Source organism: Cryobacterium sp. 10C3 (assembly GCF_034314285.1).
Taxonomy (GTDB): domain Bacteria; phylum Actinomycetota; class Actinomycetes; order Actinomycetales; family Microbacteriaceae; genus Cryobacterium; species Cryobacterium glucosi.
Window position 1 is genome coordinate 1,616,438 of sequence record NZ_JAVIWF010000002.1, and the last position, 10,942, is coordinate 1,627,379.

General features: G+C 72.2%; 9 protein-coding genes. 3 read left to right on the forward strand and 6 right to left on the reverse strand.

What is annotated here, in order from left to right:
* Positions 1-9: 9 nt before the first annotated feature.
* The 4 genes from RGU41_RS08460 to RGU41_RS08475 form a co-directional block, all read right to left on the reverse strand.
* Entirely contained in the window at positions 10-1,290 is a 1,281-nt protein-coding gene (locus RGU41_RS08460; RefSeq protein WP_322136000.1) for an allantoate amidohydrolase, read from the reverse strand.
* Complete coding sequence (locus tag RGU41_RS08465) at positions 1,287-2,525, reverse strand: alanine--glyoxylate aminotransferase family protein (protein ID WP_322137323.1); 1,239 nt, start codon at positions 2,523-2,525, stop codon at positions 1,287-1,289. The genes RGU41_RS08460 and RGU41_RS08465 overlap by 4 nt, the downstream gene beginning before the upstream one ends.
* Before the next feature lie 75 nt (positions 2,526-2,600).
* Positions 2,601-4,247, reverse strand: coding sequence for an AtzH-like domain-containing protein (locus RGU41_RS08470; RefSeq protein WP_241975461.1), 1,647 nt, complete (start codon positions 4,245-4,247; stop codon positions 2,601-2,603).
* Positions 4,240-5,340, reverse strand: coding sequence for an acetamidase/formamidase family protein (locus RGU41_RS08475; protein WP_134561266.1), 1,101 nt, complete (start codon positions 5,338-5,340; stop codon positions 4,240-4,242). Before RGU41_RS08475 ends, RGU41_RS08470 begins: the two co-directional genes overlap by 8 nt.
* A 189-nt stretch (positions 5,341-5,529) precedes the next feature.
* Between RGU41_RS08475 and RGU41_RS08480 the strand changes: the two genes are divergently transcribed.
* From RGU41_RS08480 to RGU41_RS08490, 3 genes are read left to right on the forward strand one after another with little or no spacing between them, the layout of a single operon-like run.
* Complete coding sequence (locus RGU41_RS08480; protein WP_241975460.1) at positions 5,530-6,237, forward strand: YoaK family protein; 708 nt, start codon at positions 5,530-5,532, stop codon at positions 6,235-6,237.
* Between the two features lie 49 nt (positions 6,238-6,286).
* Entirely contained in the window at positions 6,287-6,571 is a 285-nt protein-coding gene (gene clpS / locus RGU41_RS08485) for an ATP-dependent Clp protease adapter ClpS (RefSeq protein WP_241975459.1), read from the forward strand.
* On the forward strand, positions 6,571-7,119 hold the full coding sequence (locus RGU41_RS08490) for a DUF2017 family protein (protein WP_134560217.1): 549 nt from the start codon (positions 6,571-6,573) through the stop codon (positions 7,117-7,119). The genes clpS and RGU41_RS08490 overlap by 1 nt, the downstream gene beginning before the upstream one ends.
* Here RGU41_RS08490 and RGU41_RS08495 read toward each other — a convergent pair.
* Positions 7,116-8,456: a glycosyltransferase gene (locus tag RGU41_RS08495; RefSeq protein WP_322136001.1), complete on the reverse strand. Its 1,341-nt coding sequence runs from the start codon at positions 8,454-8,456 to the stop codon at positions 7,116-7,118. The two genes, RGU41_RS08490 and RGU41_RS08495, sit on opposite strands and share 4 nt — an antisense overlap.
* Positions 8,453-10,837, reverse strand: coding sequence for a glycosyltransferase (locus RGU41_RS08500; protein WP_322136002.1), 2,385 nt, complete (start codon positions 10,835-10,837; stop codon positions 8,453-8,455). The genes RGU41_RS08495 and RGU41_RS08500 overlap by 4 nt, the downstream gene beginning before the upstream one ends.
* Between the last annotated feature and the right edge of the window lie 105 nt (positions 10,838-10,942).

Here is a 10,942-nt window from a genome sequence, read left to right on the forward strand (position 1 = left end):
GCGAGGTGACTACCGGGCCGGGTAGTCTGCGGCGAGGGCTCGGACGGCGGCCTCGAGGGCGTCAACGGCGAGGGCGACGTCGGCCGAGGTGACCGACTCGTCCGGGTGGTGACTGATGCCGCCGGCACAGCGCACGAAGAGCATGCCGACGTCGGTGATCGCGGCGATCGCCATCGCGTCGTGACCGGCGATCGAGGGCAGCTCGCGCGGGGCTGGCTCGGCCGGGGCCTCCGCGCCACCCTCGGTCGAGCGGATGCCCGCCGCAATCGCCGCACGCAACCGCGGCGAGCAGGCCACGGCGGCCGCCTCGTGAACCTGGTTGCTGTCGAGATGCAGGGCGCGTGTGGCGCAGATGTCGGTGAGGGCGGCCTCGATCAGGGTCCAGCCCCTGTCGCGGTCGGCGTCGTCCGGCGCACGCAGGTCGAGGCTGAACTCGACCTTCCCTGGGATGACGTTGACGGCGTCCGGAAACACCCTCAGGTGGCCGACGGTCGCGGTGAGACCCTCGGCGCGGGCGATGCGTTCGATCGTGGTGATGCACTCCGCGGCCCCGGCGAGGGCGTCGCGGCGGCGGGGCCACGGGGTCCCGGAGTGCCCGGCAGACCCGGTGACCGTCAACAGGAAGCGACGGGCCCCTGCGATCCCGGTCACGACGCCGAGGGCGCGGTTCTCCTCCTCGAGCACGGGCCCCTGCTCGATGTGGGCCTCGAGGTAGCCGACGAGTTCCTGTGGGGCGCGGGCGGCGTCGCCGACCTTGGCGGGGTCGAGCCCGAAGGCGGCGAATGCCTCGCGGAGGCTCGTGCCGCTCGCGTCGCGCAGGTCCCACCAGGACTCGAGCCAGGTGCCGGCGACGGCCCGGCTGCCGAGCAGGGTCGTGCCGAAGCGGGTGCCCTCCTCGTCGCCGAATGCGGCGATCTCGAGGGCGAACGGCAGCGGGCGGCCGGAGGCGGCGATCCGCCCGGTGACCGTGATGGCCACGAGCACGCCGAGGATGCCGTCGTAGCGGCCCGCCGCGCGCACGGTGTCGAGGTGGGAGCCGAACATCAGGGCCGGAAGCCCGCGGGTGCGGCCGGAGAGCCGTGCGCACTGGTTGCCAGCGGCATCCTGCCAGGTCGTGAGTCCGGCAGCGGCCATCCAGCCGGCGACGCGGTAGTTGACGGCGGCGTGCTCCGCGGAGAGGTAGGTCCGCTCGATCCCGTCGGTGAGGGACGAGTGCCGGGCGAGTTCCTCGCACCGGGCGAGGATCACGGCCGCGTCGGCATCCGACACCGTCGGCACCGCCGCCGTCATGAGAGCACCGCAGCTGCGTCGGCGGCGGCCCCGGAGGCCCCGGCACCGGCACGGTCCGCGTCGGCGTACAGGTCCCAGGCCGCGCCGACTCCCCCGCCGCCCGTGACGGATGCCCCCGCGCGCCGGAGCACCTGTTCGAGCGCCGCAAGGGTGGTCAGCACGGTGTCCTTGCGGGCGTTGTAGCCCATCACGCCGATCCGCCAGACCTTGCCGTGCAGCGGACCGAAGGAGGTACCGATCTCGATGCCGAAGTCCTCGAGCAGGGAGCCGCGCACCGCGTCACCGTTGACGCCGTCCGGAATCTCGACCGCGACGACGTTGTTCATCCGGTGGGCCGGGTCGCCGAAGACGGAAAGCCCCAGCCCGTGCACTCCCGCGAGCATCGCCGAGCCGTGCAGCCCGTGCCGGGCGACGGCGTCCGCCAGCCCCTCCTCGACCAGGAGGCGCGCGCACTCCCGGGCGCCGTAGAGGGCGGTCGTCGCCTCGGTGTGGTGGTTGAGCCGACGGGGACCCCAGTAGTCGAAGAGCATCGCGAGATCGAAGTAGTTCGAGCGGATCCGGTTGGACAGCACCGCGTCCCCGGGTTCGCGGATCCCGGCCTCGATGCTCCGGCGGGATTCGATCACGTCGACGGCGCGGGCCGAGAACGTTGCCGGCGCAGAACCGGATGGCCCGGCGAGGCACTTCTGCAGGCCGGCGGTCACGGCGTCGAGGCCCCAGGCATCCGCTTCGAAGGTGTTGCCGCCGAGCGAGGCCGTCGCGTCGGTGTAGAAGAGCACGCCGTGCCTGGCGCAGATGTCGCCGAGCTCGTCGAGCGGCTGGGCGAGGGTCGTCGAGGTGTCGCCGTGCACGATCGCGAGCAGCGCCGGCCGGGTCTCGATGATCGCCTGTTCGATCGCGGCGGGCGTGAACACGGTGCCCCACGGCACCTCGCGCACGTGCACCTCGGCGCCGACGCGTTCGGCGATCTCGCGGAGGAGGTGCCCGAAGCGCCCGAAGATGGGCACGAGCACGCGGTCGCCCGGCTGGATCAGCGAGACGAGGGCGGCCTCGATCCCGGCGCGCGCGGTGCCGTCGATCACGAGGGTCTGTTCATTACCGGTGCGGAATACGTCGCGGTACAGGCCCATCGTTTCGGTCATGTAGCCCGTCATCGCCGGGTCGTACTGGCCGACGAGCTGCGCGGACATGGCGCGCAGCACCCGGGGATCCGCGTTGATCGGCCCCGGCCCCATCAGCAGGCGCTGCGGCGGGTTGATCGGAAGGCTCGGAACGGGGGTCGACTGCAGCGGATACGTCACATCATCAGCTTAGGCACGGAGCGTTTCCACGGTGTTACCCACGATCTCCGCCGTGCCGGTCCCGACATCCGGCGCGAGTCCGGCGGCCAGCCCCTGAGCGAGGCCTGCGGCATGGTCGAGCAGCGCGAGGTCGCTGTGCCGCGGCCCGAGGAGGCTGAGCCCGAGCGGCGCCCCTGCGACGGAGAGGCCGGGAAGGGACACGGCGGGGTATCCGCCGATCGCGGCGAGGCAGGTCAGTGAGAGTGTCGCGGTGCGGATCGCTTCGATCCTGGCCCCTGACGCGGTGCGGGCCGGCGCGGTCGACGAGGCGGAGGGCAGCAGCAGGATCCGGCCGTCGAGGGCCGCGTCGAGCCGTTCCCTGGCCTCGGCGAGGTCGATCCGGTGCCCGGCGGCTTCGTCCTCGTCGATGAGGGAGGCGAACGCGAAACGGGAGCGCACGTCGGGGCCGAGCGTCCCGGGGTGGGCGTCGACCCAGTCGCCGTGGGCCCGCCAGGCCTCGGCCGCCTGCACGGTGCGGAAGGTCTCGAACAGGTCGGCGAGCGGGTCGAGGGAGATGATCTCGACCGCGGACAGGTGTCCGCTCCTCTCGAGGCGGTCGACCGCGTCGACGAACGCGGCCTGGACGCCCTCGTCCGCGGCGAAGACGGTCTGGGCGCACACGGCGAACCGGGCGGGCACCGGCAGCTGCCGGTCGGTGTCGAGCGAGGCCGCTGCGGCGGTCCTGAGCACCTCCGGGCCCCTCGCGAGCCAGCCGACCGTGTCGAATGAGGGCGCGAGCGGCAGGACCCCGTCGCGGCTGACGGCGCCATGGCTCGTGCGCAGCCCCCAGAGCCCTTGGTACGAGGCCGGCACCCTGATCGACCCTGCGGTGTCGGTGGCGAGGGCGAGGTCGGCCTGGCCGAGAGCGACGGCGGCGGCCGGCCCGCTTGACGAACCGCCCGGAAGCCCGCCCGGAACGCGCGGATTCGGGGGCGTGCCCGAATGCACGTTGGCCCCGGCGATGCTGTACGCGAACTCGTCGGTCTGCGCGATGCCGATCACGCTGGCCCCTGCCCGGAGGAGTGCGGTCAGCGACGGCGCGCTCGCGGTCGCGGGTGTCGCGCTCTCGAGGTAGGCCGGGTTCCCCGCCCCGACCGCGAACCCGGCCACGTCGAAAAGGTCCTTGACCGCGACCCGAACGCCCGCGAGGGTCCCGCCGACCTCGCCGGCGACGAGCGGCGTGCCGGCCACCCGCCAGATGCTGCGGTCGATCGCGGGAGCGGACGCTGCGACCTGCGCGGTCTCGATCCGCCAGCCCGCGGCTGTCCGGCTCCACAGCTGGGTCACGAGCCCGGCCCCGCCGGCGAACGGCTCGTTCTCCGACACGATCAGGGCGTGGTCTGTCCCGATGGCGCGCACGTGCAGCGAGCGGATGCTGCGCCGCACGACACCGGGACGGCCGGCGCGGAACCCGGCGATCGCATCACTCCCGACGAGCAGGCCGGCGGCGTCGCCGCGGAGCGTGTGCGGTCCGGGCACGAAGAACCCGGCGAGGGCCCCGAGGTCATTGGCGGCGAGCGCGGCCTCGTAGTCCTCGAATGCGCTGAGCAGGCCGGCCGGCAGCTCGCCCGTGACCGAGGTCGGCACGAGGTGGGGTGCGAGGGTGCGCTCAGGCACCGAAGTCCGCCGTCCGGATACGGGCGTGCACGCCCGTGACACGGTCGACGACCTGGGAGATGTTGAAGTCGGTCGCCGCGCTCAGGTAGGCGTACGCGAGGGTCGGGTCCATGCCGTACCGCGCCCCGAGCAGGGCGATCGCGGCGCGCACACAGGCCCGCATCGCTTCGTCGAGGTCGGGGTCGAGGCCGGTCGGCACGAGGAACTCGCCCGTCTCGGCGAGCGGTCCGGTCAGTTCGCCGAAGAGTGCCGCCGCCTCGACCGCCGGAATGACGTCGAAGCGGATGCGCACCCGCAGGCTGGCCTCGAGTGCGGTCAGCGCCACCTCGCCATCGCCCTGGGCGAAGTGCGGGTCGCCGACGTAGGCGAGCGCGCCAGGGACCTGCACGGGCAGGTAGAGCGCGCTGCCGACGGTGAGCAGGCTGATGTCGAGGTTGCCGCCGTGCGCGCCCGGCGGGACGGAGTGCGGCCGGGTGTCTCCCGCGACGCCGACGCCCATGATGCCGAGGAACGGGTCGAGCGGGAAGCGCACGACCCGGTCGCCACCGGGAACGAGCGGGAGGGTGCCGAAGAGCGCCCCGGCTTCCGTCCCGAAGTCGGGATCGGTGTCGACCTCGGTGAACACGGAGACCGTCCCCGGTCCGACGGGGTACTCGCCGGGGAGCGCCCCGCGACCGTGGCGACTCGAGATGACGCCGTACGGCACCCGGGGAGTCGCCTCGAGCAGGGTCATCCGGAGCAGGTCGCCCGGCAGCGCCCCGCGCACCTCGATCGGCCCGGTCACGACGTGCGGGCCGTCCGCCTCAGCATCCCGCGGGTAGTTGCTTGCGGCGAGCGCGACGGCATCCGCCAGCACATCGCCCGCTGCGATGCCGTGGCCGCCGAAGAAGGCGAGCGGGTCCCGACCCTGGTCCTCGAGCAGTCCCTCGTGGCTGAGAGTGTCGATCGTGACGGTGTCACCGGATCCGATCGAGAACACCGCGGCATCCGCTGCGCAGGGCAGGCGTCCCCACAGCACGGTCTGGGGGGTGGCCGGAAGGTAGTGCCCGGGCGCGATGCTCCCCATGCCGGGCTGCAATACGACGTGCGACATGGGAGCGCCTTCCAGGAACACGGAAACAAGAACGTGGTTCTTCACACTATTGGTGCCTCGCGATCGAGGCTATCTCCCGTTTGCGTGCCATTCGACCAGCCGGTACGTTTCAGGTCACTGTTGACACGATCGACATGAGTTTTACCTCCAGGAAACAATTGCAGCAGTCCCCGTCCCGAAGGATCACCCGTGCTCGAGAAGCTCCGCCGCCATCCCGCGAACCTCCACCTCGGCCTCATGCTTGCGCTGACGTTCTCCACCGGCCTGGCGGATGCCGTCGGGTACCTCGGGCTCGACAAGGTGTTCACCGGCAACATGACGGGGAACGTCGTCATCCTCGGGATGGCCCTCGCCGGCGCGAGCAACCTGCCTGTGCTCGGCCCGCTGCTCGCCCTGTTCACCTTCATGCTCGGGGCCGCCGTCGGCGGGCGGGTGCTGCGGCCCGTTGCGATCGGCTGGACGACCCACGCGACGGTGCTGTTCGCGGTGCAGGGCGTGATCATGGCGGGACTGGCGATCGCCCTGTTCCTCGGGGGCGGGCATCCGCCACAGCCCTTCGACCTGGTGATCACGAGCCTCCTCGCCGCGATGATGGGACTCCAGGCCGGGGTCGCCCGGCACATCGGGGTCAAGGACGTCACGACGGTCGTCGTGACGTCGACGATCACGGGACTGGCCGCCGACTCGCGGCTCGGCGGCGGAAAGGGCCAGCCCTGGTTCCGCCGGGTGGCCGCGATCCTGCTGATCTGCGCGGGCGCCGCTGTCGGGGCCCTGCTGCTCTCGGTGCACATCGGCTGGGGCGTCGCCCTCTCTGCCGTGATCACCCTCGTCGTCGCGTCGCTCGGGCATGCGGCCGGGCGCCCGCACCATGCGCCGGAAAACAGAGCGAGTGCATGAGTTTCCGGTCTTGGTGGCGGGAATGACCCCGGCGTGTGAGGCTTAACCGGTGCCGAAGACTTCTGAAAAATCGGACCTGCGTGAAGCCGTCTCCCTCGACCGCCCCTGGGTCACCATCGTGTGGGACGACCCGGTCAACCTGATGTCCTATGTGTCCTACGTGTTCCGCAGCTACTTCGGGGTCGCCCCCGAGGAGGCCGAACGCCTGATGCTGCGGGTGCACAACTCCGGCAAGGCCATTGTCTCCACCGGGAACCGGGAGTCGATGGAGCGCCACGTCGAGGCGATGCACGGCTTCGGGCTCTGGGCGACGCTCTCGCGCGAGGACTCCTGATGCTCTTCACCCGTGACCCGGCCGGAACGGTGTCCGCGAGCTTCGAATCGGTCGAGCTCGGGCTGCTCCGGCTCGCCGCGAGCCAGCTGATCGAGCTCCTGCTCGCCGCGGAGACCCATGCCCTCGGGACCAGCGCCGATCCCGCGCTGAGACGCCTGCTGCCGGACGCCTACCCTGACGACGCCGAAGCCTCGGCAGAGTTCCGCCGTTTCACCTCCGGGGATCTCCTCGACGGCAAGCTCGCGAACGCCCGCGTCCTGCTCGCCTCACTCGGCGAGGAACCCCTCGATGAGATCGCCGACGAACCGTCTCTGCCCTTCCTGGACGACCGCTTCGAGGTTCCGCCGATGCCGATCGCCCTCGACGACGTCGGCGTGCAGTCCTGGCTGCGCACGCTCACCGACCTCCGGCTCACGCTTGCCGAGCGCCTCCAGATCTCCCCCGACGGCGAACAGCACCTCGACGCCGACGAGGCCCCGCTGCTCAGCAGCATCTACGAGTGGCTCGGCATGGTCCAGGAGTCCCTCGTCTACGCCATCGACCGCTAGGCGATCGCGACAGGGAGGGCTTCGAGCGCAGTGAGCGCCTCGTAAGCCCGACGCGGGCCCGCGCCGCCCCGCAGTGAGTCGCTGAGGGCGTCGAGACGCGCGCGGTCGCCGGCCGGAAGCCCGAGCACCGAGAGGACTGCGGCGCGGAGCTCGAGGCTCGTCGCGGTGTTGGGCGCGAGCGAGAGCCCGAATCCGCTCGTCTCGACGCCCTCGGCCCCGGCAAACTGGTCGGTGGAGAACGGCAGCACGAGCAGCGGTACTCCCGCGGTCATCGCCTCGGTCACGCTGTTGTTGCCGCCGTGGGTGACGGCGAGGTCCGCGGCGCCGAGCAGGGCGACCTGGGGCAGGAAGCCGCGCACGAGCCAGGCGTCGGGGATCCGGCCGAGCTCGACGGGGTCCGTCGACCCCGTCGCGAGGGCGACCCTGACGGAGAGGCCGCTGAGGGCATCCGCCACCCGGGCGAGCACGTCGCCGCGCACCGAGAGGAAGCTCCCGAAGCTCACGTAGACGAGGGGACGGTCGTCGCCGGCCGCGACGGCGTCGGCGAGCCACGCCTCGACCTCGGCGTCGTGGGCCTCCTCGCGCACCGCGGAACCGAGGAAGACGTGCTGCGGCAGCAGTGCCGTCCGGGCCGGTGCGTGCAGTTCGGCCGGATAGTTGAGCATCAGCACGTCGCCGGATTCGGTGAAGGCGTCGCGGCTCGGCTCGGCCGCCGGGTCGAGTTCGAGCAGGGCGGCGTTCCACTGGGCGGTGAAGGTGTCGCGCACCGCCTCGCAGGTGCTGTGAAGCCCGGCGAGGTCGTCCGGCTCCGGCGCGAAAGCATCGGGCCAGGAGGACGGGAAGCCATAGACCTCGGTGCCGACCGGAAGGGCGCTCGGGTGCCCGAGCACGACGTCGGCGTGGCGGATGCCGGCGCTCACGAGCGCGAGGCGGGCGCTGAAGGCCAGGTGGTCGACGATGATCTGGTCGGGGCGCACCTCGGCGACGATGCGCTGTACCTCCCTGGCGATCTCGACCGGGTTCCAGAGCAGGTCGTTGCTGCGTGCCTCGGCCTGGAACTGCAGAGTCGGCACGAGGCCGAGCCTCGTCGCGGCGAAGAAGCCGCGGAGGGCGTCGTCCTCACCGCTCGGCTGCTGTTCCGCCCGGATGGTGCCGGGGTTCGAACCGCGGCCGAGCTGCAGGTTCACCCGTTCGAAGCCGAACTCGGCGACGATTCCGGCCGTCGCGGGGCCGCTCGCGACGACGACCCGTTCCCCGGCGGTCTGCCAGGCCGTGCCGAGGGTCGCGAGCGGGAACAGGTGCGAGGCGTAGTCGGGGCTGATGATGAGCAGGGTCATGAGGCGCTCAGCGTCCAGTTTGACGCCAGTCCCCGGCCGTAGCCGTTCCCGGCATCCGCCCTGAGGCGCTCGTGCGCTTCTGCGACGTCGCGGTACACCCCGGAGAGGGTCGCGGCCATCGCCTGGATCGTGAACGAGCCGGAGACCATGGCCATGGCGCGCTCGGCGAATTCGGGGCCGAAGGGGCCGGCCGCGAGATCGAGGGCTTCACGCACCCCGGTGGCGAGGCCTGCCGGGTTCCCGGTGTCGACAAGGAACCCGGTCACTCCCTGCTCGACGTAGGTGGCCGGTCCCCCGCCGTTCGGGGCGACCACGGTGAGCCCCGCGGCCATCGCCTCGAGCAACGCGATGCCGAACTCCTCCTTCATGCTCGCGCAGACGTACACGCCGTTCGCCGCGGCGAGGCCGGTGCGGCCGAGGCGGGTGGCGGCGAGCCAGCGGGCGACAGTGTCGTTGGAGCGGTGCCCGGCGAGGAGCAGCCCCGCAGAGGCGGCGTCGCCGCGCGGCACGACGGCGTGGATCCTGTCGAGCTGGCCGGCTTCGTCCGGAGTGGGATCCGTGAGGTCGCCTCCGACGATCAGGAGGTTGCAGGCGGACTGGAGCGCCGGGTCGGCCGCCCAGGTTTCGACGAGGGTTGCCATGCCCTTGACCCGGTGCAGCCGGCCGACGGTGATCGCGAGCGGCAGTGCGCGGCGCTCCAGCGGGAGGGTTGCGAGGAGTTCGTCGAGCTGGCCGAGGGCGAGGGCACCCTCGACGCTCATCTGGGCGGGAACCACGGACGAGGGCGGGGCAGCCAGGTCGGGCTCGGCGTACGCTGCGGCCACGACCTCCGCGACCGGCGTGCCCTCGCTCGCCCCGGCGTCGACGAGCGAAGCCTCGATCACGCCGATGTCGATGCCCTCGGCGACGATCGAGTGGCGTTCCGGGTGCTGCGTCACGTCGATGCCGACGAGCTCGCGCAGGTCACGCTCGAGGTCTGGCCGGGGGAAGAGCACCGTGTGCGCGGCATCCGCTGCGAGGCGCTGCACGAGCCGGACGCGGAACCAGAAGTGATCGGCGGCATCGGCCGTGCCGAAGGTCGCGCGGGTGAGGGCACCGGCGGACTCGAGCGAGCGGATGAGGCTGTGCGGGTCCGGCGCGACGGTGAACACGACCGGGATGTCGAGTTCCCTGGCGACCGTCGAGGCGGCGAGGGTGCCCACGTCCGCCATCCGCAGGTGGATCGCGTCGACCGGCCCCGCGGCGCGGAGCACCCGGCGGATGCCGCGCTGGGTCGCGATCCGGCGGGACCAGGCGTCGGCGGAGGCGACGGGCTCGCCGAGGAAGGGAACCGTCGCGAAGGCGTGGCCGGACAGGGTAGACGCGACCTCGGGCAGGCAGTCGAGCGCGGAGGCGAAGCCGCCGCGGGAGAGGGTCAGCACCCGGCCGACATCACCGGCACCAGTCCCGGCACCGCTGCCGGACTGTCCCGAGACGAGCGCGTCCCCGAGCCGGACCAGCAGGGTCGCGATGCCGCCGTTGTCGCCGGAGCCGACCCGGGTCAGCGCGCCGTCGATGTCAGCGTGCAGGAAGAGCTGGGCGACGGTCGTTCCGCTGCTCCACGGTGCCCGCGGGTAGCGCGGCACGGTCAGGTCGATCACGGCGAGCCTGGCGACCTCGGCGAGGACCCCGCTGCCTGCGGCCAGTCCGGTGACGATTCGGAGGCCGGTGTCGTTGGAACCGATCCCGGTTCCGATCCCGGTTCCGATACCCGCGCCGGCGCCCGAGAGGGAGCCGGGACCGGCATCGGCGAGGCCCCGGTCGCCGATCGCGGCGATCGCGGCGGCCCGCACCTCTGTCGCCTCGGCCGGGTCGACGGCGACGCGGAACAGCATGCGTTCGGGAATGCGCCCCGAGATCTGGCCGATGGTTTCGACCAGTCTGGCCCGGGCGCCCGGCTCGGTGACGCCCAGCAGGGCGCCCTCGACGGCGAGGGCGACAGGGGCCGCAACGGCAGCGCTCCATTGCTCGAGGGTGCGCTGGGCAATCATCCCGGCGAAACCGCCGTCGATGACCATCCCGAGCAGGGGCGCGACCGCGTCGAAGCGGGGCAGGCGGGCGCCGAACGCCCAGGCCGCGTGCTCGCGGAGGAAGAGCTGCTCGTGCCCGAGGAGGGAGACGAGGACCTCGTCCGCCGTCTCGTCGAAGACCTGGGCGAGGGCGTGCACCGCGGCGATCGCGGTGACCTGGTCTGCCGGATCGACGGCGGCCTCTGCGAGCAGGCGCACGGCCCTGGTGCCGCCGTCCCGGCTCGCTGCAACGGTGAGGTCGTCTGCGGCCATGATCGTGGCGAGGATCGAGTCCGCGCTCCGGAGCGAATCCAGTGTGCTCTGCGTTCCCATGGTCGAACTCCCTGTCTGCCGGCGATGCCGCGGCTGGTGTCGGCCGGTGGGCCGAGAATGGCCCGGTGGGCCGGGACAAAAGCCCCTTGTCGATTCAACGCCACT